Below are 26,234 nucleotides of genomic sequence, written 5' to 3' on the forward strand. Positions count from 1 at the left end.
CCCAAAACAGGGGACTTAGATTGGAAAAAATCTATCCCCAACTTAGACCCAACCTTAGAGAAAGTTCTTGATAAAGCGATCAAAAACGATCACACGGTTCGTTATGCGACGGCAGATGAAATCTATCAAATATTTCAAGATGTAGATTCATCCCAACCGAAAAAAATAGATGGCATCGAAATTAACTATCAAAATATAAATTGGAAAAGAGGAAATAAAATTCTAGCATTTGCATCAGGAGGAGCCTTTTTAGGTGGACTTATTGCTCAAATACCTGGTTCTATTATTGGAGCAGTGATTGCAGCAATTTATGGAAGTATGGTTAAAGAGAAAAGAACTTAAAGCCTGAGAAATTAATTAATGAATCAAATTCAGACATTACTATTTGCTTGGATATTCTTAACTGTTATTTTTATTTTGTTGGGCTATTTTATTTACTATAGGGTTAACCGTTCTTTCAAAAAGTTAAGTTTGACTGATTTCATGAATATTGCTTTAGCTTCAGCAGCAATTATATCAAGTTCTAGGTTAATTTATCGTGCAGTTACTTCCGAAGAACTAATGAAATTATTACAGTTTGAAATTGTCACATTATTTTTAGGAGCCGTAGCAGTAATTTGGATTTCTTTGCAACAAATTTGGCAAACTTTTAAATAAATCCGAATTAATCATAACAGAATTGTTAACCCTTCTCCTTATGGAGAAGGGTTTATTACTTAGTTAGTTTTGTGTAGAAAAGTAACAATTCTTATTTTTTCATGTTGCGAGCCATATCACGGAACATATCCATGCTACTATCGCTGCGACGACGTTCTGTACTCGCAGATGATGTGGTTTGAGCAGTTGTACTCTCTTTGCCTTTGCTAGAAGGAACACTGCTAGGTCCAGCTTTACGCTTTTCCATAGAGGAAATTTCTTGCACCAGTTCACCACCCTTGGCAAATGTACGTTTGATGGTGATAGGTTTACGCATAAACTCAGTATCACCCAAGGTTTTAGCCGCATCATTATCTAAGAAAAAAGCTTCTTTGCGTTGGGGTTGAACAGGGGTGTTATCTGGTTCATCAACAAACTTGGCTTTACGTCCACTAAAAAGTCCAAAAAATCCAGCCATGATCGGGTTGCTCTCCTAACGGTTTTATGATTAATAAGGTTTCAATATATTACAGTTTATCAAAAAATATTAAAAAATTCTCCCATCGGCACAAAAATACGAAACTTTTTTGAGAGGTGAGGAAACAGGACAAAAAAAGCTTAGTAAAGAGACGTTTTTGAGAGTTGCTCTAAATCTAAAGCAGTAAGATGTTGATAGGCATTATCTATTAAACCTTTACCCCGCAAAAATCCCGTATTAGCTCCAGGACATATATATTTGAGGGTATCAGTAGAAAAGCGATCGCTTAATTGCGCAACACTCTCAAGTTGACGCAACCAATGAAAGGTTTTCTCTAATCTTAAAGGAGTGGGATGTCCTTGATGATCAGGTAGTAAATGTCGTCCTGTAAAGAGAACCCCCCCATGTTGTTGCCAATAAAGACAAGAAGACCCTGTAGAATGGCCAGGAGTCCAAATAGCAGTTACTGTGTCCGTTAGTTTTATTTCCTGCTCAAATGAGGTGACAGTGAGGGTAGGTAAGAGATAGGCCTCTTGTTCTTGAATGACAATTTCACAGCCTAAAGCATTATGCCATTCTTTAATCGATGAACTCATGCCACCACGATGAGTCAGAAATAACCATTCAACCCCTCCCTGCTGCGCTAAAAAATCAAGATAATCATCGCAGTAAAAAGGACAATCGATTAAAATGTTGCCAGACTTTTCTACAATAAAATAAGCAGTCCCCCCTAAAATTTCTCGATTCGGGGCAAAGGCAAATAAGTCATCAATGAGCAGACGAGGGACTTTTGAACTTTTAAGCTTGTTTGAATTCATTTATGGAACTTGCCTACAATAAAGAATGGGGACTATCTCTATCGTATTCCTTAATTCGTTAATTCTCCCTAGGAAGAACAATCGATAACACAATCTCAACTGTCAATATGTGGTTACTATTCATTATTTTAGGTGCAATTACTTACTATCTTGCCAAGCGTAGTGTCGCCCCCATTACTCGAACTCCTATTTGGATTATTTGGTTGGTGATGATGATGCCAGCTTTTGTCTGGACGATGTGGTATGAAATCAAGGGAGAAGATGAGGATATGCCTCTTCTCTGGGTGATTACCCCTTTAATTGTTTGTTTTGTCTTATATGTGTGGCTCATTCGCTTAGGAAGAATTCCCTCATCCGAACAGAAACAAAACCAACCTCAAGATTCCCTGGTGAAGCTTGAAAACGTAGAGACATCCTCCGAAGAAAGCAAAAGCGTTCGACCTATTACTGCTACAGAAGAGAAATCCCTACGAGATTGTTTTCCTTGGGGCGTTTATTACCTACAAAATCTAGATTATCGTCCCCAAGCCATTTTATGCCGAGGAAAGTTACGAACAGCCCCCGAAAAAGCTTATCAATCCATTAAGAAAAACATTGAACAAGTCTTTGGCGATCGCTTCTTAATTTTGTTTCAAGAAGGTCTACAAGGGAATCCTTTTTTTGCCTTAGTCCCTAACCCTTGGTCAAAAAGTGAAAGCCAACAACAATCCTCAGAAAAGCCCTTAAAGCGACCGTTATTTGCCCTAGGACTCTTATTATTAACCCTATTAATCACCACTGTTATTGGCACCATTCAAATAGCAGGGGTTCCTCAAGAAGCTCTTGATAGCAATTCTAGTTTATTATTAGAAGGACTGCCCTACAGTTTGGGCTTAATTGCCATTTTAGGTATTCATGAACTAAGTCATTATGTCACGGCCGTTCGTTATAAAATTGCCACAACCTTACCTTATTTTATCCCCAATCCTTTCTTCTTAGGAACCTTTGGGGCATTTATTCAAATGAAATCCCCCGTTCCCCATCGCAAGGCTTTATTTGACGTAGCAGTGGCTGGTCCTTTGGGAGGATTTATAGTTACCATTCCCCTATTAGTCTGGGGACTCTCTTTATCAGAAATTGTGTCTTTACCTTCAGGAGAAAACGCTTCTTTACTCAATGTTGAAGCCCTTGATCCGCGCTTTTCTTTCTTATTTGCGCTCCTAGTTAAACTGGTTTTAGGGAGTAGTTTTGCAGCAGGAAAAGCCATTGAACTTCACCCTCTAGCGGTAGCCGGTTATATCGGATTAATTATCACTGCCCTAAATTTAATGCCTGTGGGACAGTTAGATGGAGGCCATATTGTTCATGCCATGTTTGGTCAACGTACTGCCATTATTGTTGGACAATTAACACGAATTTTTATGTTAGTTTTAGCCATGATTCGACCCGAATTTTTGATTTGGGCAATTCTTTTATTTCTCATACCTGTTTCTGATCAACCGGCCCTCAATGATGTCACCGAATTAGACGATCAACGAGATATTATTGGTCTGGGGTCTTTGACCTTACTATTATTAATTTTATTACCCCTTCCCGGAGCGATCGCCCATTGGCTACAGATTTAAACAAAAAACGGTCTCCAAAGGGGTAAAATAGCAAGGAATGATCTTTTTAGGAGTGTAGGAAACCCATGACAGGAACAGCCATTGCTGCCTTTGCTGGATATATCATTGTCTTTAGTGCGATCGCCCTAGGACTCTATTTTGGCCTACGGGTTGCTAAAATCATTTAGAAGCAATGTCGGCAGTGATGCCGGCACCCTTCCCCTTCTCTGTTCTTTTTCAGAAAAAAACAAAAAACATACTTGACAAATCCCCGATCGTTGTTGTTATAATTACAAAGGCAACATTCATTATTGGGGTGTCGCCAAGCGGTAAGGCAGCGGGTTTTGGTCTCGCCATTCCTAGGTTCGAATCCTAGCACCCCAGTTTCAGAAGAAAGTTAGAGGTAAACCCACCCCTAACCCCTCCTTGGAGGGGAATAAAAGGGGAAGATCCTCACCGCGTTTTGTATCTATCTGTAACCATAAGCTACAATTAATTGTCACCAAATTGTAAAGCTTTACCTCTAACCTCTGTATTTAATTTTCCTCTTTCATAAACAATATTGCCCCCAACAATAGTAATAACAGGCCATCCCGTTAAACTCCAACCTTCAAAGGGACTCCAACCACATTTTGTTTGTAATTCTTCCCTTAAAACAGGACGATAATTATCCAAATCAACTAACACCAAATCAGCATCATACCCAGGTTTAATTAACCCTTTGTTGGGAATGTTATAAGCTTCTGCTGGTTTAGTAGACATCCAAGAAGAAACCTGAGAAACACTACATTTTCCTGCCATTGCTTGAGTTAACATTAAAGGCAAAGAAGTCTCAACACCAGGCATTCCCGAAGGAGAGTTAGGATAAGCTTTCCCCTTTTCTTCCAAAGTATGGGGTGCGTGATCTGTTGCAATAAAATCAATCACTCCATCCAGTAAAGCTTTCCAAAGAATTTGATTATTTTCAGGGGATCTTAACGGAGGATTCATTTGTGCCAAAGTGCCAATTTTTTCATAAGCTTCTGTGTTCAATAATAGATGCTGAGGCGTTACTTCGGCTGTTACCCAACTAGGTTTATTCTCTCTTAAAAATTCCGCTTCGATCCCAGTAGAAAGATGTAAAATGTGTAAACGTCTTTGATACTTCTTAGACAGTTTAAGAGCTAATTTTGTCGCATTTAAAGCCGCAGTTTCATCTTGAATTTGAGAGTGAATAGCTGGATCAGTGATCCCCTTAAACTCTTGACGACGTTGTACAATTCTGGCTTGATCCTCTGCATGAACCGCAATTAAGCGATCGCCTCGAGCAAAAATAGGCTCAATTTCAGCCTCTCGAGACACCAATAAAGCCCCATGAGACGATCCCATAAAAATTTTAATACCACAAACCGGATTAGTGGTTAACAAATCAGGCAAATTTTCAGGAGTCGCCCCAATAAAAAAGCCATAATTAACTAAACACTTTTGAGAAGCCAACTGTAACTTCTGGTCTAAAGGAACCTGAGTAGTGGTTAAAGGGCGTGTATTAGGCATTTCCAAGAAAGAAGTGACTCCACCCTTAGCACAAGCACAACTCGCCGTAAAGAGGTCTTCTTTGTGTTCTAAACCAGGTTCTCGAAAATGCACTTGAGGATCGATCACCCCAGGTAACAAAGTTAATCCCGTAGCGTCTATAATAGTAGTATGGTCTGGTTCCGTAATTTCTGGAGCAATCTCGACTATTTTACCCTGTTGGATTAGGATATCTCCAACTAGAAACTCACCATCAGGCAGGAGAATACGAGCATGACGAATAAGAAGTGCTGTCATTTCTACAAAAACCTCCTAAAGTAAAATCAACCATACTTTAATTGTCTCATTGACTTCGGTTTAGCTAAACTAAAATCAAATATTCGTTACCTTAAACTCTCAAAATACCGATTTCCTTAACTCCCACAATCTTTATATCCTATGAGTCGAAGCGTAAAACAAGATAAAAATAAACAGCCTCAATCTCCTAAACAAGAAAATCCTTGGGTTGAACTCACCCAAACCGTTGTTACGGCAGTTATTCTCGCCTTTGGTATTCGTACTTTTGTAGCAGAAGCGCGCTACATTCCCTCCTCTTCCATGGAACCTACATTAGAGATTAACGATCGCCTGATCATCGAAAAAATGAGTTATCGTTTCCGAGAACCAGTCAGAGGAGATGTGGTGGTTTTTAATCCGACAGAAGCTCTAAAAGCGCAAGATTTCAAAGATGCTTTTATTAAGCGTATTATTGGGCTACCAGGAGAAACCGTTCTAGTCAGAGAAGGTAAAGTTTACGTTGATGGTGAGCAAATTACTGAAAAATATATTTCTGAAGATCCTAATTATGATTACGGTCCAGTTGTAGTTCCAGAAGGAGAATATTTAGTATTAGGAGATAATCGTAATAACAGCTACGATTCTCACTACTGGGGATTTGTTCCCAAAGATAAGATTATTGGTAAAGCCTTTGTACGTTTTTGGCCATTTAACCGTTTAGGTAGTCTTGATCAACAACCTTTATATCCTGAACAGAGCGAGAACATAGATAGCAATCAACAGTCTTTTGTTCCTGAATATTAATTTTTAACAATTAATTTATCGACAAGAGAGTTGATTAAATGTCAACTCTCTTTTTTATATGGAAACGGAGAGAGAGGGATTCGAACCCTCGTTGCCTTGCGACAAAACAGTTTTCGAGACTGCCGCATTCAACCACTCTGCCACCTCTCCAAGATAGTTTGGGTTTACCTACCATTGCTAATTATAGCAGGGGGAGAGGAGAACTAAATATTATGTTAGATTGTCAAAAAAATAAACTCAGTTTTTCTAAATAGATGAAAGAAACATTAACATTACTTTCTCCCAAAGATAATCAGAATTATGATGAAGTTTATCTGTCTGTGATTGTTCCTATTTTTAATGAAGTTGAAAGTTTACCATTATTAATGGCTAAAATTTCCGACGTTTTACAAGAAAAACAACTGTCATACGAAATTATTGGTGTGGATGATGGTTCTGAAGACGGTTCGGCTGAATTATTACAAAAACTTGCTAGAAGTCGCCGTGATTTAGTTGCTATTATTTTTCGTCGCAACTATGGCCAAACCCCTGCCATGGCCGCAGGGTTTCAATATGCCCAAGGAAAAATAATAATTACCTTAGATGGAGATTTACAAAATGATCCGGCTGATATTCCTGAATTAGTGGCTAAAGTGGAAGAAGGTTACGACTTGGTGAGTGGTTGGCGCAAAAATCGCCAAGATAATCGTTTAACACGACTCCTACCTTCCAAAATCGCTAATTGGGTCATTGGTGGCGTTACAGGGGTTAAATTACATGATTATGGATGTTCCTTAAAAGCCTATCGTCGGGAAGTTATCTCAGACATGAATCTCTATGGGGAGTTACATCGCTTTTTACCTGCCCTTGCCTATATTGAAGGGGCAAAAATTACAGAAATTCCCGTTCGTCATCATGCCCGTCGTTTTGGAGAAAGTAAATACGGTTTAGGGCGAACATTTCGGGTTGTCATGGACTTACTAACCATCTTTTTCTTGAAAAAGTTTCTTACCCGTCCCATGCACATTTTTGGACTGGCTGGCCTGATTTTACTGATTACAGGAGTGTTGATCGGAACTTACTTAACCTTCCTCAAACTAATTATCGGCTTGAGTATTGGCCATCGCCCCCTACTAATTCTCGCAGTGCTTTTAATCCTCACTGGCATCCAATTGTTAATTTCTGGATTACTAGGAGAATTGATCATGAGAACCTATCACGAATCCCAACAACGCCCCATTTATCGAGTTCGTCAGGTCGTTAAATCCAATAATATTAAGTAATATTACAATAATGCCGTCATACTGGCATAACAGCTTGACGGCTCAAAAAAAAATCGCTAGTATGGTCACATATACCCGGGTAACCTCAGCTAGAGTGATATGCAAGACAAGCAAAAAGTCACACTATATCTCCCCCCTGGAATTCATCGGCAACTCAAAATTAGAGCAGCCATTGATGAAGATTCAATGTCAGCGTTAGTTGAGAGGGCAGTAGACTTTTATCTTAAACACCCAGATAAGGTAGAAGAGGTAGAGTCGGCTGCTTACGGGAAAACACACCAAGTCCATGTTTGTCCAGAATGCGATGCCGCTATGGTTATGCGAGAGGGCAAGATGGTATCTCTAAAAAATCAGCCTAGTGTCATCACAGATGACTTCACCCTAGATATTAGGGAAACTGTGTCAACCAATGCCGAAACTTCTGGGGAAGAAGCCTTAGTTCCCTGCTAAGTCGCTTAACTGTCCAACCATTATTGATCAGGTCGATGCCATGAAAGAAGAGCTAAACATACTAATACAAGCTCAATATCCTTTAATATACCTTGTTACATCAGAAGAACAAAGAGCAGAACAGGCCATCGCCGCAATTGCTCAACAATATAGTAAGAGTCGGCGAGTCTTTTCTTGGACCGTGACCCACGGAATGGTTGAATATGGACAGCCAGGTAACTCAACTCAACATAATACGGTTAATCCAGAACCGGCTATAGGTTGGGTTATTCGTCAGAAAGAACCAGGGATTTTCATTTTTAAAGATTTGCACCCCTTTATTAGCGATGCTAATGTCACCCGTTCTTTGCGGGATGCCATCATTAGCTTACGGGGAACAGAGAAAACTATTATTTTACTGTCTCCCCTACAACAAATTCCCATCGAACTCGAGAAGGATGTTGTCGTTCTAGATTTTCCCTTCCCAGACCTAAGCGAACTCAATCAAGTTCTTTCACGGCAACTAGAAAAAGATCGAGGTAATCGCATTAGCACCGATGCCCGTGAGAAACTACTCAAAGCTACTTTGGGACTAACCAAAGACGAGGCGGAGAAAGTATATCGCAAAGCTTATGTGAAAGCTGGCCGTCTGACAGAGGATGAAGTAGATATTGTCTTGTCAGAGAAAAAGCAGCAGATTCGCAGAAATGGGGTTTTAGATTACATCGAAGAAGACGAAACCATCAATTCCGTGGGTGGTTTGGAAGAACTGAAAAAATGGCTTAAACAAAGGTCTGGAGCCTTTACAGAAAGAGCCAGAGAGTATGGCTTACCCCAACCCAAAGGAATGTTAATTTTAGGGGTTCCAGGCTGTGGAAAATCCCTAATCGCGAAGACAACCTCTAGGTTATGGGGCTTACCTCTATTACGATTAGATTTAGGTCGGGTTTATGACTCCGCCGTAGGTCGTTCGGAAGCCAACTTAAGAAACGCTCTCAAAACCGCAGAATCAATTTCCCCTGCCATACTCTTCATCGATGAATTAGACAAAGCCTTTGCCGGTAGTGCCGGTTCAGCAGATTCCGATGGAGGGACATCGAGTCGTATTTTTGGCTCCTTTTTAACCTGGATGCAGGAAAAAACCTCATCGGTTTTCGTAATGGCTACGGCCAACCGTGTGGAACGGCTACCAGGAGAGTTTTTACGCAAAGGGAGATTCGACGAAATATTTTTTGTGGATTTACCTAGCTTAGAAGAACGTCAAGCTATTTTCAATATTCACCTTAGTAAGCGTCGCTCAGAGACATCTCGCTTCGATATTGAGCAACTCGCTAAGGTATCAGATGGATTTTCCGGTGCAGAGATAGAGCAGGCCATCATTGCATCAATGTATGAGGCTTTTGCTCAAGATAGGGAGTTTACGCAGCTTGATATTATTGCTGCCATTAAATCCACACCACCCTTATCTCGCACCATGACTGAACAGGTAACTGCCCTACGGGACTGGGCGCGACAAAGAGCGCGACCTGCTTCAGCCTCCGTCGCTGAGTATCAGCGATTGGAGTTCTAACAAGCTTTCACCTGCTCCCACAGGTGTAAAGGCTAGCCAACAGCTAGCAGCCTATGAAAAGTCGTTCTTCTGAAACGACAGACATAAACCTAAATTGTTGTTGTTAACTTCTGTTCCACTGGAGGAAATCGAAAATGTCTCACTTTAGCACTCTGCGCACCAAAATTACAGATGCTGAAATTTTAAAAGCTTCTTTACGTGATCTCGGTATTTTTGTGAAAACCGAAGCTGATGTAAGAGGTTATAACGGTCAGCGTGTTCGTTCTGATATTGTTGCTGTTCTTGATGGCGAATATGATCTCGGCTGGTCTCGCAATAGCGACGGTAGCTTCGACTTAATTGCTGACCTTTGGGGTGTTGCTAAGAAGCATAATCAAACCGAGTTAATCAACTCCATCAATCAAAAGTATGCTGTTAACAAGACCTTAGCAGAAGTTAAACAGCGTAACTTAGGCACAGCTAATATCAATTTAGTTCTTCACAGCTAAGATTTAGCGCGCGTTCCCAAGCTTGGGGTTAACCACTATGAGGTTGACCCTTTTTTTGCGTGACTATAGAAAATATTAGCTGAAATCAATCGTTAGCAACATTCTACAAATGTAATCCGTCATGATCGCACACATGGACACACAGTATTGTGTTGGCCATGTTGTCATGATGCACTTGTAGAGACTATGAAACTTACACTTATTCGTAAGCTTGTTGTTGTTACCACCTTCGCTTTGACAGGCATTATCCCTTGGTTAGCTGTCGACGCATCTCCTTTTGATGAACAAGAAGTAAACCAAGAGGAATTTATAGCGATCGCCAGACCTTATGGGAGGAATAAATACGATTTACTGATTATACGACAAATCCCAGGAAAGCGACAGTGTTGGGCAGAAATAGAATCAAACTCGGTCACCACCATTGATCCTTTACTCCTCAACTTCAATTTTGCTGGTAATTGTCAACGAAGTACAGATAGTAATGGTTATTCTCTGCGCATCGATGGACAAGACTTAGGACTGGAGTATTTGTTAAGACTGGTTCAACGGAATGGAGAATTAGTTCTCGTGGGAACCCATCGCAGCGATCCCAGTCAACCGAATATTATTGTGGGAAGAACCGAAGGAGTCGCTTCAGGATTTTTGAAGATTAATCTTGATCCTGGTTGGAGATTCACCCGACGGGCTTATAATGGCACAGTATTAAGCCATGTTTACTTAACAGGGGATAGTGCCTCTATTCTTGCTCAACCTGCCAATAATATCACTGACTCATCTGCTATGGTATCTGAGTCTGCGCCCCCTGTGCAAGAGCAAACTTTCACAGCAGAAACTCAACGTCCCCCTGTTTCTTTCGGTAACAATTTTACTTCTAGACCATCTAATACCCAGTTACCTCCTCCTCCAACACCTTCAGCATCCAGCGAACCCCCACCGTTACCCAGTTTTTCAGAACTACCTCCTCTGCAACCTCCAACCACTAAAAGTGTCAGTGGTATGGTCCCTCCTCCTTCTCCCAATGCTGTGGGATCTCCTTCTCGTCCCATGGGAACGTCTCAAAGTTATAGGGTTGTAGTTGCGGTTAATAGTCGTCAAGATCAGACTCGGGTGCGATCTCTGTTTCCTGAAGCTTTTTCTACCTCTTATCAGGGTCGATCTATGTTACAAGTGGGATTATTTAGTGATAAAGATAATGCTCAAAAAGCAGAACAAAGTCTAAGAAGTCTTGGCTTAAAACCGATTATTATTCAATAAACAAACATAGGGATTTAATATTATCTAGGGGTCAACGCTGAGCGCAGTCGAAGTGTTGACCCCTACAATGATATATAGTCATATTTTAAATAGGGGTTTAATAATATTCAGTTCTTGCTAAGCTTAAAATTGTAAGATTCCCAGTTGCTGTAATTGCCAATTCTTCCCATCATTAGTTTCCGTGACAATAGCTGGTTGTAGTAGCTTAAAACCACTCGATAGATTCGGTTGATAACCTTGACATTCAAAGACAATTTCAACAGTTTTAACGTTAAATTCATTTATCCTTAGATTATTACTAGGAATTAAATAGGTTATTCCTTCTTGCTCTACTATCGAAAAATTTCCTCGACGTTTTTTTTCTAAAATAACAATTGTGCTTTTTCCTAAGCGACGATCGCTTGAACTTGGTTCCGTTTCTGATACTTGATCAGCATTATCTAAACTTTCTCTTTCCTCATTATATCTTTCAACTAATTTATATTCTTCTAAACTCAGTTTTCTTTCAGAAAATGTTATAGTTTGTGTTTCTTTAACTATATCCTCTTGCCTACTTGATGAATATTTAGGAGTATTTGAAGATGAAGTAACTTCCTCTTTAGCTTTTAGATACCTCTCAAGTTTCTCGAGTCTTATTAATAAGTCTGGGAGCATATTCAACTGTCCTTGAGTCTGTGATAGTTTGTTTTCACAATTTTGTAATCTTTCCTTCAATATTAATAACTGAAATTGTTCTTCTTTCAAGGTTGCTAACTGAGATTCGCTTGTTGCTATTTTTTCTTCAGATTCTCTAATTTTCTTCTCAAGTTCATTAATAAAATCAATGGTGTTATCTTGCTTTCTATGTAACTCTTTAAGATATTCTTTAATTTGCTTATCTTTTTCTATAGATTGTTCTAAAATATAAATACGCTTTGTATTTTTTATCTGACTTTTTTGTAATTCTTTAAACTCAGTATTAGATACAGAACCTAATTGATTGTCTTTAGAGCTATTTAATGATGATTGTGTTAATTGTTCAGTTAACTTTTTAATTTGATTATTTAATTCATCTTTTGTGACTAAACTATCACGAATATCTTGTAAAGAGTCTGAAGCTAGTTCTGCAACTTGAGTAGTTAATTGTTCTTTTTCTTGTTTAATTTCTTCTAACTCAGATTTATATTGATCTCGTTCATTTTCTATTTTTTTAAGTTGCGATCGCAGTTTATTGGTAGAATACTTAGGGTCAAAATTTAAAGTCCCTAATTTTTCTAGTTTCCATTCTTTTCTAGTGGCATTAGGAACTAAAATAACTGTTGCAGGTTGCACTAAAACAAAGTCTTTATTTTCGGAACTATCATAAGATTGAAACTCAAAAAATGATTGAATACTCTTTTCATTATATTGATTAAGTTTCAATTTATTACTAGGAAGTAACCATTCTTTTCCATCCTCTGTTTTGACAATCCAATAACTACCATTTGTGACTTCTTTGAACAATTTTTCTTTCGAGGAAGATTGCTCAGATTCAAGGTTAACTTTAATAACTTTATTGTATAAAATACCAGGGATTGTGTTATATATTTCAAGGATTTCGGAGATTGAGAAATTAACTGTTTCCATGTTGAGTTTATGATTTTAATTTTTAGTATAGCAATTAGTTTTTATAGAAGTACAAAAATTAGTTAGAACATGGTTTGAATCTTTCGCTTTCATTAAAATTGTAACACACCACGTTGTTTTAATTGCCACTTTTGATCACCAGACAGACTATTTACAACAGCAGGTTGTAAGATTTTAAAGTTAGCATAATTACTAGCATTAAAGTTATTTATTTCAAATAAAACCTCAAAAGTTTTATAGTTAAATTCATTGATTCTGAGGTTTTCACTAGGTACTAAATATTCATAACTCCCTTCTTTATAAACCAAATAATTTCCCCTACGATTTTTCTCTAAAATAACATCTTGGCTTTTACCTAAACGGCGATTTTCTTGACTTAGTTTTGTTTCTGATACTTTAATTGCATTACTAGATACTGAAGTTGAAGTGTTAGAAAATTCTAGTATTCCCCGTTGTTGTAATACCCAAGTTTCCCCACTGGAAATACTATTAAGGATAGCCGGTTGTACCACTTGAAAATCATTAGAATAGTTGGGGTTATAGTTATTACATTCAAATAAACCTTGAATGGTTTTATAGTTATATTGATTAACTCTGAGATTTTTGCTAGGAACTAAACACTCGTAACCACTATCGGCATAAACTAAATAGTTACCCCGACGTTTTTTTTCTAAAATAACAGTTTTACTTTTTCCTAAACGGCGATCACTCGCACTTTTTTCTGTTTCTGATACTTCTATTACATCATTGGGAATCGAATTTGCACTATAATTATTAGTATTACTATTACTTGATTGAGATGTTTGGATAGATCCAGTTTTTTGTGAATAAAATACTGTTTTGTATTCATTTGTTTGTGTTGTTTGATTATTTCCAATTCTTGATATTTTTGTTTCTACTGTCTCAATACGATTTACTAATTTTTGTTCAGTTGAGGTAACAGTTTTCTCGATTTTTTTTATTTGTTTGTTGATTGCATTCTGTTGCACTTCTAAACTACCTATTTTTTGATTAAACTCTTTCTGTAATTCTTTCTGTATTTTATATAGTGCTTCCTCAAAGTATTTTTTTGTCACTAAATTATAACGCATATCCTCTAAAGAGTCTGAGGATATTTGTGCAAGTTTAGTAGTTAATTTTTCTTTTTCTTGTTTAATTTTTTCTAATTCAGATTGATATTGATCTCGTTCATTTTGTGTTTCTTTAAGTTGCGATCGCATCTCATTAGTAGAATAACTAGAGTCAAAATTTAAGACTCCTAATGTTTCTAGTTTCCATTCTTTTCTACTAGAATTGGCTAGTAAACTAACTGCGGCAGGTTGCACTAAAATAAAGTTCTTATTTTCCGAATTCTCATAAGATTGAAACTCAAAAAATGATTGAATACTTTTTTCATTATGTTGATTAACTTTCAGTTTATTACTGGGAAGTAACCATTCTTTGCCATCTTCTGTTTTGATAATCCAATAACTACTATTTCCATTTGTGACTTCTATGAATAATTTTTCTTTCGAGGAACCGTCAGAAGATTCAAGGTTAACTTTAGTAACTTTGTTGGATAAAATGCGAGGAATATTATTATAAATTTCAATAATTTCAAATAAAGTATAATTAGAAGTATTAATATTACTTGATTTAGATGTTTGGTAAGAGGGAGTTTTTTGTGTAACAGATACTCCTATGGGTTCATGTATTTGCTTTGTTTGATTATTTCCAGGTTTTGCTATTTTTGTTTCTAATGTCTCAATAAGATTTACTAATGTTTGTTCAGTTGATATAACAGTTTCGTCAATTTTTTTTATCTTTTCATTTAACTGTTCCTGTAAATTATACAGTGTTTGCTTATTTTCTTTGCTAAACCTCTTATCAATATTCCTGGATATACGTCTATTGTTGTCAAAAGTAAAGATAATTAAACCACTAACAACCACACTATAAGTAATAAAAATAAATTTGACTGTTTGATCATCTTTTTTAAGTTTGTTTAATTCTTCAACAATAGTTTTATTTGATATTTTACTATTATTAACTGCTGTCTGTCCTCCTTCATTGGTTGACTCAGGAATTGGAGAATCATTTTTTAAACAACCAAATAAAGATCCAGATATCAACATCAAGACGATTAAAACTTTTAAGTAACTTTTAGGTTTCATAATGATTTATCTAGTAATTATCTTAAATTAAAATTGTAGTATTCCCCGTTGTTGTAATTCCCAAGTTTCGCCACTGGAAATACTATTAAGGATAGCCGGTTGTACTACTTGAAAATCATTAGAATGGTTGGGGTTATAGTTATTACATTCAAATAAAGCTTCAATGGTTTTATAGTTATATTTATTGACTTTGAGATTTTTGCTAGGAACTAAACACTCGTAACCACTATCTTTATAAACTAAATAGTTACCTCGACGTTTTGGTTCTAAAACAACAATTTTACTTTTTCCTAAACGGCGATCACTCTCACTTTGTTCTGTTTCTGATACTGTTATCCCATTAGTTGGTGGTTCTGATACTGTTATCCCATTAGTTGGTGGTGCTTGGATTGGAGTTAATTGTAAAATTCCACGGTTTTGTAGTTGCCAACTTTGACCACTATTAATAGTATTGACCACTGCACTCTGTCTAACTTGAAATGTATGAGAACAATTTGGGTTATAATTACTACATTGAAATAAACTTGAAATCTCTTCATAGTTATTTTCGTCAATTCTGATATTTTGATTAATACTTAAATACTCAGTATTTCTTTCTTTATAAACTATGTAATTACCTTGAGGGTTCTCTTCTAAAATAAACGTTCTTGAACTGCTATGTCTCCCACCTTCTTGTCTTAATGATACTGGTATCCAGTAATTTAGTGGTGTTGCCGACTCTATATATTTTAATCTAGATGTAGAATTTTGTTGTGATTTGTTAATATTTTGAGAGTAATTATCATTTTGATTATTTTGACTTTCATTCGATTTATTGAACCTAATAAGTTTACTTAATCTATCAATACATTTTTTAAGGGCAGCTACTATTATTAAAATCAAAGTACGGATCATCGAACTAATTGACCTAATAAATTTACTTAATCTATCAAGACTTTTTTTAGATACAGGTACTATTATTGAAATCAAAGCAATGATCATCGAAGCAATAGAGATTAATTTAAAAAACTTGTTTTCTTGTTTAGTTTGTTTGACTTCTTCTTCAATTTCTGCTAGTCTTTCTTGAATAGTAGGAATAGAAAGGTTTACTTCATCATCAGTATCACTTACTTTGTTAGAGTTAATCATTGCATTTAATTCTTCAATGTCTTTATCTAACTCTGTTAATTTGTTATTTAAAAATTTCTCAATTGCTTCGTAAGTTTTCAGTCCAAAACTGCCATACTGATCTTCAGGAATTCCTTGAGCTTGAAAAAATTCTAAGTTTCTTTGAACTTTTTCAACTGCATCTTTAGTCAATCCATCTTTTAGAGGAACAAGAACTTTGTCAGACATTTGTGCCAAATTATCATCAATTCTCTTAATGATTTCTTCAGCTTTTTTTTTGTCTTCAGCGTTTTCTATTTTAGTCAGATCACTAACTCGGAAATTTGTAACTATTGTTTTCATTTCCTCTAGTTTTGTATGAGGAAAATTAAGATTAATTGATGTATTATTCTCACTTTTCCCAGCAGGTTCTTTTAACTTCGCTAAAAATCCATTATTTAGACCAAATTTCAATTCTTTTTCATAAAATTTGCTAATGGTAGTCTTATTTAAGTTCTCAAGTTCAGGATTATTGACTTCTGGTGAGTTTCCGCCGGTAGTTGGAGCAGAATATTGAGAATCGTTGTTTAAACAACCAAAGAAAGTTCCAGATAGTAAAATAAGGAGAAAGAATAATTTTAAATAATTGTTTTTGTTCATGATAATTTACCTTTTAGTTTAGTTAGAATTGAACAATTCCTGGTTTTTCTAATTGCCAATTATTTCCTTCGAGGGTTTTCCTAACAATAGCTGGTTGTAGTAGCTTAAAATGACTCGACATATTGGGTTGATAACCTAGACATTCAAAGACAAATTCAACAGTTTTTACATTATATTGATTTACTCTGAGATTATTACTAGGAATTAGATATGTTATTCCATCTTGCTCTACTATCCAATAATTTCCTCGACGTTTGTTTGCTAAGATAACAATTTTGCTTTTTCCTAAGCGACGATCACTTGAACTTTGTTCCGTTTCTGATACTTGATTAGCATTATTGAAACTCTCTCTTTCGTCGTTGTATTTCTTAACTAATTTATGTTCTGCTAAACTAAGTTTTCTCTCAGAAACTGTGGCAGGTTTGGGATTTATTACTTCCTCCTCTTCCGAATTAAATGACGAATATTGTGGCGTATTTGAACGTGAACTAACTTCTTGTTCTGCCTCTATATATTCTTCAATTTCTGCCAATTTAGTTGATAACTTATCTAATTGATTTAACCTTTCTTGGGTTTGAGATCGCTCTTGTTCAACAGCTACTAATCTTTGTTCTAAGGTTGATAGCTGAGAGTTTTGTTCTTCAATAGCTACTAGTCTTTGTTCTAAGGTTGATAGCTGCCTTTTAATATTTAATTGTTCTTTCTCATTTTCTTCAATTTTCTTATCAAGTTCCTTGACTTCATAAATAATGTGAGCTTGGTTATGACCTAAATTGTTAATATTTTTGTTTATTTCCTGATTTTTTTTGATAATCTTCTCTAATTCTCTTTGATTTTTTTGTAATTCTTTAAACTCGCTATTAGAGAAAGATTCATAATTTTGTGCCTCAAACGTTGGACTATATTGACTATTCTCCACCAGTCTTTGCTTCAGCCAGTAAATTAGGTCTTGAAACTGGGGATCAATATACCTTAAAGGAAACCCACAAGAAGGACAATTAGTATCATGTACTTCATTATATTCAGAACCACAACTTGGACATTTCATAGGTCATCTCTCAGCTAAAATTTCGTCAGCAAAGCTATTTTTGCTATCTTTTATAAAGATAAGCCCCGAAGAAACTCAGTAGGGGCTTAATATTATTAAGCCCATAATAATTAACAACAAAAGTTTCTGTAGGTTCTATTTACCTGCCCACTCCTTAGCCAACACCTGTAGTAATGCTTTTAATCCTAGAATAAAAGGTGGCTCAATGCGAATTTTTTCTGAGTCTCCTCTGATACTGGTCAAATTTTTGGTAAGTTCTCGTTGAACATCACGCCATAATCTGTCTTTATACCCTGATTCTAAACCCTCACCGGATTTAAACGGCCCCATAGCAGTGAGTCCATCAGCACGAACATCAATTAGTCCCTGATTAAATTCGTCGAGGAAATAAGAAAGTTGAGTAAGTTCAGGAATAGTAAAGCTGTTAATATCTCCCTGTAAGTTTAGGTATTGGTTCCATCCAATGGTTTCCCCATTGATGTCGCAGTCTTCTCCTGCCACAATGGGTTCAGATTCATTGATATCTAGGCCGCCAAGGGGGGCTCTGTCCAAAACTAAACCACAGGCTACTTCGTCTTTTGGACGGGTACTAAGTTGAGTTACTTCCTTGGTATCTTTGAAACTAGAAGCTTTACTTAACATCCGACTGAACAATTCATTAACTTGTGCATAGCGGTCAAATTTCCCACTGATGGCTAACCAGTTCAACAACCGAGATCCATTACCTCCAATATAGACGGGAGTAATTTCATTGCGACTATACTTCCCTTGACTATAGAGAACATTGAGAATCGTTCCTACATAGTAGTAAAGTCCTGCGGTCCCCATAGCGATCAGTCGGATAAATCCTTGAAAATCGGCATCGTCCTGGAGATAGTCCCATTGTTCGAGCCAGCTTTCACTCCTATACCGTAACAAGACATCTAATTTCGCCTGGAAGTTCCCGTGTCTTAACCCTTGTAAGTCTTGGGGGTCAACCTCGAACTTATCGCTTAAAAATCCGGGGTTTTTCTCGAGAAACTGAGTGAATAAATGGGAACCGGCTAACTGTACCGAACATTGATGAACCAATTGAAAGCGATCGCCATCGGCTTCCCATATTGAAATATCGGAAGTTCCCCCACCCATATCAATACAGGTGGTATTAACTAAGTCAAGGTCTTCTTGATCGGCAAAATATTGGGCTGTTGCTACACTTTCTGTACGAAAACGACTGGCATCATCGGGTTTCGGGCAATTTTGCTTAATGCCGGTTTTGGCTTCTAACTCTTTGGCTAAGGTATCCCAGTTACGGAAATAACGGGTTCTATCACTCTTAGAAAAAGCGGAGGGATAGGATAAACACCATTCAATCTCTTCTATGCTATTTTTAGCTGCTAAAGCCGTGATATGGAGGGCTAAATGGTTAAGAAAGAGTTGATTTAAGTCTAGGTTTGTCCATTTAAGATCGGTTTTGAGCCAATCGTCTTGGGGTTGAAAGCTTTGCTCTGGCATATAAATGCGACCGTCGTACAAAGGGCGTTTCTTTTTGACATTTTGCCCTTCTTTGACGGTCAAGATACTTGAAAGGGGTAAGGGTTTTTCTAAGGGAATAAAGTTCTCACGAATGAAGAAATCCGTGAGTACCCCACGACGGGTTTCGTCGTCAGCATCGGTAACTTTTAAATGCAGACTTTCTAAAGGCAGGGGTTCGACTATTCCGTTGCGGTTGACGTAGACATTGGTAAAAGAGGTGCCAAAATCGACACCCACTTTCCAACGACCACTTAAATTTATTGGGGGTGGTGTTTTCAGTAAAATCAAGCCCAGTTGATTGTTGTTCTTATCCTCACAAAGAAGATGGGAAGGGAAACTCTCCATGCGAGTAAGTTGATAAGATCCTTGACCTTCTTTAAATTTGTGGGGTTCTTTTGCTCCTGGCAAGGTGACTTGGAAGGTTCGATCATCGGGGTTATTAGAGGCTAAGAAATCCTTGTCGTAGTAGAAAGCATAATATTCCTTCCAACCTGGTGCTTGCAAGTTTGGCCACACTTCTAGAACCGGAATTTCAGTTAAACCGTTCTCTTCTTTGAGCTTATAGTCTTTGTATATGCAATAATTCTGAGGGTTTCTTTCATCGTTATTCATCCCGGAGAGGGGTAAATCAAGGGACACCCGTATCATCGGTCCATCTGGCCCATTGAGAGAACTAAATTGTAGTCGTCTCATTATATCTTCTGGGGTGAAGTAATCCAGTAGTAGGGGGTTGATGGGTAATAAGGGGGTGATGGACTGGCCTTTGAAAATTAAGTCGTCTAAGTTATTGGGCAAAAAAGCCCCAGGTAAAGCCTGTTCTGCATCGATAAAGCCCAATTCGGGTAATAGTAAGTCTTGTGACTCGATACAAGAAATATCCTTCTTAGGAGCGATAATACCTTTTAGCTCTTTAATGTTGAGAGAAGCGAGGGTTTTGCCCTCACACACCCAGACATTTTGGCGTGACTCACCCCAAAATTCAGCAATGTTAACATCCAATAAATAGAGTTTGTGGCCTTGTACTTTCTTTTCTGGACTGGGAATGATACGAACACAAGAAGGCTTTTCTTCGGCTTTAACGGGTTTATTGAGTGCCGATAACAAACCTCTGTTTATAGGTATGCTGAAAAATCGAAGATTATCGCTTAAACTGAGCATTTGATCGGGATAGTTACCCAAACTGTCCTGAAATTTTTGTAATAATCCCCGCATCATGTCAACGGCCCTGGGTTGTCCCGTCTGCCGGCCTAATTCTTTACGCAGGTTTTCCAGCCAACGCCAAAGCAGAGCTTTTTCGGTATTGTTGAGATAGTCGTGAGGTCTTTCTAAACAGCGATCTTGTCGATTCCACCAAGGCAGTGTTGTCCATTCTCCTTCTTCTGAGGGAACCACAATGGTACTCGGTGAAGACATTCCCACTGATTTATCTTCCCAGAGGAAGATATAAATATCTTGCCAAGGATTTTTGGCTTCTAGGCTGTATAAGGCGTGAGTTGGGGGGTTAGGTAAGAGTTCGTATAGGGAACGAGCAAAGGAGTTCTCGAGGCGTAATTCTCCTAGTTCTAACAATTGGGCTGATAGGGGCAAACTCCTCACCTCTGCTAAGGCGATCGCTGCTAACATCCCTTGCCATTGTTGGATCATCTGTTGACGAATAGGATAGGCTTCGTTGTGGAGTGCCATTTCCATAGATAGGGGACGGGCCCAAATGGTGGGAACGGAACTGACACTTTTCACCCGTCCTGGAGATTTATAATCTAGACTAGAGGCGACTTTACCAAAGGTATCAAAGTCTCGGGCAGTCCAGAGGGCTGGATTTTCGGCTGAGGAAACATCACTATCTGATTTTAATTTTGGGAGTCGTAAAAACATTAGCTTTTTGTCAGTCGTCAAAAATAGATAAAGATAAAATCAAAAAATAGGGAACAACTTAGGTTTTCAGAAATAACTTACTGCTTACAGAAGCTATATAAGGTCTTGGCTAGTTCAATAATGCCTAATTCAGCAGAAGGATCTTGCTGGGATTTTTGCAGTTGTTGCTTAAGCTTTTGGATAGTGTCTTGAGCTTTGGTACGACCATCGAGGTTACTACTGTACACCAGTTCATTCAACTGTTCTCGTTTCAGTTGTCCCTCGGGATTACCAGACGCTTTGGTATTAAATAGTTGTATTTGTTCAGTTTCGTCTTGGTGCAGGCTGTACCACCAGGTTAAATAGTCTTGACACCAATTATTAATGGTTTTCAGTGCTTCTTGTTCTTTGGGACTGCTTAACTGTGCCAGACCATCTCGGTTAGACCTGCGATCGGTGGGAAAGAATTTTAGCAACCAAGGGGAGAGTACCTGACGATTATTTTGGCTTCTGAGCAGTTCATTGAGTTCTGGGTCAATTTCCGCTAACCAGATATATGCAAAGCGTACCCCATTAACCAAGGCTGGTTTCACCTCTAAATCATCGGGAATGTCGTCCCAGGTTAAACGTCCCATTTCCTTGCCGTCGATCAAGACCACTTTCTTACTCAAAGCCTTTGTATTTTGGTGAAAATGTCTGGTTGCTAAGGCCGCAAATAATTCTAGAAAATGGGGATTGTTTTTTTGTGTATTTTTACCCACACTAAAGTCTACTTTGGAAAAGTTTTGATGTCCTAGAAGAAAGACGGTATCAAAGGTTTCTTGAGCCTGATCCACATAGTATCTCAGGGCTGCTTCTGTGTTCAGTAAAAATTGTTCTGAGCGGGCATAGATCCCGTTGGGATCTTCTCCTGGGGGAGCAGAAAAGCCGAAATAGGGCAACAGGAATAAACAAGCAATTTTAATCCGTTCTTTGACCCCTTCTCTTTCTAGTTTATTGGCAATTAAACGGGCAATAGTGGGCAGTCCCGATGCCCCGGTTCCACCAAAAATAGAGCCACAAAGAAAGACTGTGGGCGGACTTCCGCTACTGACTTCATTTTTGATATCTTTGATTAATTGTCCCCAGGGTTCTTGGTCAAATTTTTCTAGGTCAACTTGACTCATAACTGCCGCCCCAATGGCTGGCCTTCCTCGGAACCCCACATCTAAGGCCACTTCCTGTTCCTCTTTCGTATAGAGAACATCAAAAATATGCCCCAAGACTTGGTATTTGTCTTTGAGGTTATTGTACTCAAAGAAGGATTGTAGTTTTTTATTGGCGTTGACTCCTGTAAACGGAGACCAAAGCTCGTAGGTTTCGATGGGGGCAGCCATCCAATCTTGTTGTTCTCCCCCGGAGACAATATCATAGCATCGTATATAGTTACTGAGGCTATTCCTGGACCTTTCCAGGTTGCCGTTGGTTTCATCGGCATCTATATAAAGAATTTTTAGGCGTTCATTTCCTAACAAGCCGACGGAGGCTGTTTTGGTGATGGCTTCAATACATTTAGCTCCTGTGCCACCAATACCAATCACATACATGGTCATTTTTATTCGTTAACTCCTAATTTAGACAGAAAATTTCGTAGTTGAGGGGCTAAAGGGGGGGTGTACATCAATAATCCTGGGGTGCTGCTGGCTGTGGTTAACCAAAAGAGGATGAGAACATCTATAACGAAAAAGAAGGTTAAGGATAGACGGGCTGCTGCTTGTGTATTCAAAACGCCAATAGCCACCACAATACTCATTAGGGGAATTAACCCCATTATGGCCCACCATAAACGCCATTTGCTGATTTCGTCTGGGCGATGGGCTTGAGACTTACTAGCCATGAAATACCAAATAAAGGTACAGATTACGGACACCCCAAACACACAGAAGGCCGCAATGGTATAGTCTCCGCTCACCCAAAGTTCTAATGCTCCTCTTGGATCTTGGACGTTAGGGGTCCAAATTAATCCTTGTCTAAATAAAAGTGGTTGTATCCCGAACATGAGGATAGCACCGATGAAAATGATAACAATAATGCGAAAGAGTTCCATTATTTTTGTTCCGATTTTTCCCTATTCCTTTTTTGTTATAGCGTAAAGTGGGTAAAAAGGGCTTGATTGTTAAATTTATTGTCATAATTAAGTCTTGATTCCCCTTTATGTACCTCAACACTGCCTCTTTAATAAAAGTGTCAAAATTATATCAATTAGTTTTACAAATTGATTTGACATCAGATTTATTAATAGCATGATAATCTCTTAGTTTAGCGCAACCATACTTTATTGATTCGTTCAAGTTTTTAATTTCCCAGTGTTCTCCTTGCCCTGGTTTACCTCTTCCTCCAAGAACAACATCTTTTCCATCGGAACTTAACTGAATAGTTTTGATGATATCTAAACTGCTTTGAAATTCAGCAATCGGTTTGTGTTTATACCAGTTCCATACTTGAATTAAATTAATTTCTTGATCTATGTCCGTAACATAGTTACTAACCGTAGCCAAGAAGGGGTGGTTTTGACTAAAACTAAAACCATATATCTGTTTTGGTTTAATAGGTTGACCATCTTGATCTTCTAAATAAACTTCAAAATCATTTTCAAGGGTTTTACCTGATTTATCCCATAAAAATAATCTGTCTCCATCTTTAGCAACCATAGCAATTTTTTTATTTGGACTAAAACCCACACTGCTGATCTGACTCTGTCGGAGTTTGGCTACATCTAATGGTATGCCATCCTTAATACTAACTGGATCGGACACATCCCACAACTTCGCTTTATCATTTTTAACCACAACTAAGCTTTTCCCATCGGGACTAAAACGGATAATTTCTTCCTGTTCTTGTTGTGCATCGGGATCATATATTGTCCTTATCAAATTTCTATTCAAAAGATTAAATAGCTCTAATTCTTCTGTTGTATCAGCTACAGCCATGATATTATTTTTAGGGCTGACAGATATTTCAGTAATCTTTTTTCGTTTACTATCCCATTTGTTACTATCACAATCTCCTGGACGATCATCCCAAGACATAATTATGCCATCTTCATGGGCTGTAAAAAATTTGGACTGATTTTGTTTAAAATGAATGCTGCTTACTTTTTGAGAATGACAGGTTTCCAAATTTGGATCATTTATACTTGAGAAGTTTTTATCCCAGAGAAACACTTTACCCTCCCTGTCCAAACCTATAACATAAATTGTGCTATTCTCTTTGTTAAGAGGTGATACCTGCATAGTTGTGATTGAAGTTTGAGCATCGGGAATACCAAAAATATAATCCTTATTTTCATACGGTTCCCATATTCTTACAATATTTTCACTCCCGGCTGTTATGTATCTTTCCTGAGACCGAAAATTTCCCCCAAAAACTGCACTATTGATTATTCTCTTCATATCTTTACTGAGATAACCTCTCAATTCTACTATTTCTTGAGGACAGTTCTGTTTTTCTGGTGATTTACTTTGACATTCGGTATCTGTTGATACTTTCAATTTATTCACTGTCAGCTTTTTCTGATTTTCAACAATTGCTATTGGTTCATCAAGGGAGTCAAACCTAACAGATAAAAAAGGTAGATTTGGACTATTATCAAAAACTATCCACTGATATAAGTAAGAATTTTCACCCAGTTTTTTTGTCTTATCTTCCCATGGCCAAAGTCTTACTTTACCTCCTATTCCTGAAGTAATAATCTCGGTTGAATTTTGGTTAAATGCAATATCATTAATATCATATCTTTCTTTTGCTTCTATGTTTTCATAAGGTTTCCAAGTATCCATAACTTGACTCATATCTGCTAATTTTCGTAGCTCTACATATCCATCCCCTTTAGCTATGGCAATTATGTCACTATTAGGAGTAAAGGCTATTTTTCTAACATTACCTATATTAGTATCTTTCAATAGGTCTGATTGTGCATTATTTAAGTCCCACAAACAGAAAGTTTTATCAAAAGTTCCAGCAGCTAGATATGAACCTTGACGATCGAAAGTCATACTATTAATTTGTCCTGTTCCACACTTAAAATCTTTTAAATCATTCAAATCCGATGAGTTCCACAATTTTACCGAACCTTTACTTCCACCAGTGGCGATTTTTTCTCCATCCAAAGTAACACTAATGCTAGAAATAGTATCTTGCTTAGTATCTACAGGAGATTTTTTATCTAGCTTTCCTAAGCTATCCCAAATAAAAAGTTTTCCTCCCCTTTCTCCTGCCATAATTTTTCTCTTCTTTTCATCCCAAGCTACTGCTGTAATTTTCATATCCTCACTTAGTTTTAACTGATTGATTTCCCTAATTTCATTTTCTGTTTTTTGTAGTGCCAGTAAAGGAGAAACTGGGATAGGATTCATCCAATTCGGTAAAAATCTTCTCATCCAATAAATTCGCTTTAAATTATTACCGTTTTCGACTGCACTTTTTAAAAGTTCTATTTGCTGTACTTCATTATCATTTTTCCAATCTGCAAGGATTCTATCTCCCTCCCTACCAGTGGTTGTACAGGTTCCAATAAAACTGAATATATTTCCAGCCAATAACATTAATGCCAGAAAAATTAAAAAACGTTTAATTATTATTTTCCAATGTCTTGAAATACTTGGAAGACGATTATGAATAAAACGAATTAATTGTCTGTGCAAAGGAGGTATCAATAAAAATACGCTCAGAACAAAAGCTAATCCTAAAGATACAAATCCTAAAATTTGTAACGGCCAAAAGGTTTGAAAAAGAGCTATTGAACCCAATGCGGAACAGATATCAAATAAGATAAGAAGGCTATTATTAAGTGGCTCTATGTCTGGGATATGTTGTTCGGACAAATTATCTGAAGACGGAGTCATGGTATTATGAGTATAGATTAACGGTAGTTTAAGATAATACCAATTTCCAATAGTCTGCCTACACATTTACGTAGGGGTCAATGGCCTTTAAACCCTACAATATAAACTTATGTAGGCTAAGTTTATGAAAATGGTATAAATAAAATACAAAAAAGGGAACAACTATTAAAACAAAAAATCTTTTATAGCTTAACTTATAATGAACTACCCCAACTTTTGAGAAGTTGGGGTTTCTAAAGACCCCAAACTTTTCTTATGTTGTTGAGATTTTTGTCGCTTCATCTCCCCAAGTTGCTTCATAGAGCCAGTATGTTTACGAGTCC

The 26,234-nt window shown here is 37.5% G+C and carries 20 protein-coding genes, 2 tRNA genes and 1 pseudogene; 11 read left to right on the top strand and 12 right to left on the bottom strand.

Features of this window, described 5'->3' with window-relative positions:
• Positions 1-342: pseudogene (locus QNJ66_RS17145) on the top strand (hypothetical protein); the annotation flags it as partial.
• An 18-nt stretch (positions 343-360) separates the two neighbouring features.
• Complete coding sequence (locus QNJ66_RS17150; RefSeq protein WP_300509055.1) at positions 361-657, top strand: hypothetical protein; 297 nt, start codon at positions 361-363, stop codon at positions 655-657.
• Between the two features lie 91 nt (positions 658-748).
• Here the strand turns inward: QNJ66_RS17150 and QNJ66_RS17155 are convergent, their stop codons facing one another.
• Entirely contained in the window at positions 749-1,114 is a 366-nt protein-coding gene (locus tag QNJ66_RS17155) for a hypothetical protein (RefSeq protein ID WP_300509057.1), read from the bottom strand.
• 140 nt (positions 1,115-1,254) lie between these two features.
• Positions 1,255-1,932: an MBL fold metallo-hydrolase gene (locus QNJ66_RS17160; protein ID WP_300509059.1), complete on the bottom strand. Its 678-nt coding sequence runs from the start codon at positions 1,930-1,932 to the stop codon at positions 1,255-1,257.
• Positions 1,933-2,039: 107 nt separating this feature from the next.
• On the opposite strand from QNJ66_RS17160, the gene QNJ66_RS17165 reads away from it, so the two are divergent.
• The 3 genes from QNJ66_RS17165 (at position 2,040) to QNJ66_RS17175 (ending at position 3,899) form a co-directional block, all read left to right on the top strand.
• Positions 2,040-3,536 carry a site-2 protease family protein gene (locus QNJ66_RS17165; RefSeq protein ID WP_300509061.1) on the top strand — a complete coding sequence of 499 codons (1,497 nt, stop codon included), beginning with the start codon at positions 2,040-2,042 and terminating at the stop codon, positions 3,534-3,536.
• A gap of 65 nt (positions 3,537-3,601) precedes the next feature.
• Positions 3,602-3,703 (top strand): cytochrome b6-f complex subunit PetL, encoded by a 102-nt coding sequence (petL, locus tag QNJ66_RS17170; RefSeq protein ID WP_300509063.1) that lies wholly within the window; start codon positions 3,602-3,604, stop codon positions 3,701-3,703.
• 124 nt (positions 3,704-3,827) lie between these two features.
• A tRNA-Gln gene (locus QNJ66_RS17175) sits at positions 3,828-3,899 on the top strand.
• A gap of 108 nt (positions 3,900-4,007) precedes the next feature.
• Here QNJ66_RS17175 and QNJ66_RS17180 read toward each other — a convergent pair.
• On the bottom strand, positions 4,008-5,324 hold the full coding sequence (locus QNJ66_RS17180) for a dihydroorotase (RefSeq protein WP_300509065.1): 1,317 nt from the start codon (positions 5,322-5,324) through the stop codon (positions 4,008-4,010).
• 141 nt (positions 5,325-5,465) lie between these two features.
• Between QNJ66_RS17180 and lepB the strand changes: the two genes are divergently transcribed.
• Positions 5,466-6,107 carry a signal peptidase I gene (lepB, locus tag QNJ66_RS17185; protein ID WP_300509067.1) on the top strand — a complete coding sequence of 214 codons (642 nt, stop codon included), beginning with the start codon at positions 5,466-5,468 and terminating at the stop codon, positions 6,105-6,107.
• A 65-nt stretch (positions 6,108-6,172) separates the two neighbouring features.
• On the opposite strand, the gene QNJ66_RS17190 is transcribed toward lepB, so the two are convergent.
• A tRNA-Ser gene (locus QNJ66_RS17190) sits at positions 6,173-6,257 on the bottom strand.
• 104 nt (positions 6,258-6,361) lie between these two features.
• On the opposite strand from QNJ66_RS17190, the gene QNJ66_RS17195 reads away from it, so the two are divergent.
• From QNJ66_RS17195 to QNJ66_RS17215, 5 genes are all read left to right on the top strand, one after another.
• Positions 6,362-7,369 (top strand): glycosyltransferase family 2 protein, encoded by a 1,008-nt coding sequence (locus tag QNJ66_RS17195; protein WP_300509069.1) that lies wholly within the window; start codon positions 6,362-6,364, stop codon positions 7,367-7,369.
• A 99-nt stretch (positions 7,370-7,468) separates the two neighbouring features.
• Positions 7,469-7,819, top strand: a complete 351-nt coding sequence (locus QNJ66_RS17200) for a hypothetical protein (protein ID WP_300509070.1) — start codon at positions 7,469-7,471, stop codon at positions 7,817-7,819.
• Between the two features lie 40 nt (positions 7,820-7,859).
• Positions 7,860-9,368, top strand: a complete 1,509-nt coding sequence (locus tag QNJ66_RS17205) for an AAA family ATPase (protein ID WP_300509071.1) — start codon at positions 7,860-7,862, stop codon at positions 9,366-9,368.
• Positions 9,369-9,502: 134 nt separating this feature from the next.
• Positions 9,503-9,856, top strand: coding sequence for a DUF1257 domain-containing protein (locus QNJ66_RS17210; protein ID WP_300509072.1), 354 nt, complete (start codon positions 9,503-9,505; stop codon positions 9,854-9,856).
• A gap of 186 nt (positions 9,857-10,042) precedes the next feature.
• On the top strand, positions 10,043-11,110 hold the full coding sequence (locus QNJ66_RS17215) for a DUF3747 domain-containing protein (protein WP_300509074.1): 1,068 nt from the start codon (positions 10,043-10,045) through the stop codon (positions 11,108-11,110).
• A 123-nt stretch (positions 11,111-11,233) separates the two neighbouring features.
• On the opposite strand, the gene QNJ66_RS17220 is transcribed toward QNJ66_RS17215, so the two are convergent.
• The 8 genes from QNJ66_RS17220 to QNJ66_RS17255 form a co-directional block, all read right to left on the bottom strand.
• A complete protein-coding gene (locus QNJ66_RS17220; RefSeq protein WP_300509075.1) occupies positions 11,234-12,715 on the bottom strand; it encodes a hypothetical protein in 1,482 nt (493 codons plus the stop codon).
• Between the two features lie 92 nt (positions 12,716-12,807).
• On the bottom strand, positions 12,808-14,868 hold the full coding sequence (locus QNJ66_RS17225) for a hypothetical protein (protein ID WP_300509077.1): 2,061 nt from the start codon (positions 14,866-14,868) through the stop codon (positions 12,808-12,810).
• A gap of 27 nt (positions 14,869-14,895) precedes the next feature.
• Positions 14,896-16,614: a hypothetical protein gene (locus QNJ66_RS17230; RefSeq protein WP_300509079.1), complete on the bottom strand. Its 1,719-nt coding sequence runs from the start codon at positions 16,612-16,614 to the stop codon at positions 14,896-14,898.
• A 22-nt stretch (positions 16,615-16,636) separates the two neighbouring features.
• Entirely contained in the window at positions 16,637-17,662 is a 1,026-nt protein-coding gene (locus tag QNJ66_RS17235; RefSeq protein WP_300509081.1) for a hypothetical protein, read from the bottom strand.
• A 135-nt stretch (positions 17,663-17,797) separates the two neighbouring features.
• Positions 17,798-21,049 (bottom strand): hypothetical protein, encoded by a 3,252-nt coding sequence (locus QNJ66_RS17240; protein WP_300509083.1) that lies wholly within the window; start codon positions 21,047-21,049, stop codon positions 17,798-17,800.
• 77 nt (positions 21,050-21,126) lie between these two features.
• Positions 21,127-22,620, bottom strand: a complete 1,494-nt coding sequence (locus QNJ66_RS17245) for a tubulin-like doman-containing protein (protein ID WP_300509084.1) — start codon at positions 22,618-22,620, stop codon at positions 21,127-21,129.
• 2 nt (positions 22,621-22,622) lie between these two features.
• On the bottom strand, positions 22,623-23,114 hold the full coding sequence (locus QNJ66_RS17250) for a hypothetical protein (RefSeq protein WP_300509086.1): 492 nt from the start codon (positions 23,112-23,114) through the stop codon (positions 22,623-22,625).
• A 151-nt stretch (positions 23,115-23,265) separates the two neighbouring features.
• Positions 23,266-25,911 (bottom strand): WD40 repeat domain-containing protein, encoded by a 2,646-nt coding sequence (locus QNJ66_RS17255; RefSeq protein ID WP_300509088.1) that lies wholly within the window; start codon positions 25,909-25,911, stop codon positions 23,266-23,268.
• Between the last annotated feature and the right edge of the window lie 323 nt (positions 25,912-26,234).

Source organism: Crocosphaera sp., assembly GCF_030064895.1.
In the GTDB taxonomy this organism is placed as follows: Bacteria; Cyanobacteriota; Cyanobacteriia; order Cyanobacteriales; family Microcystaceae; genus Crocosphaera.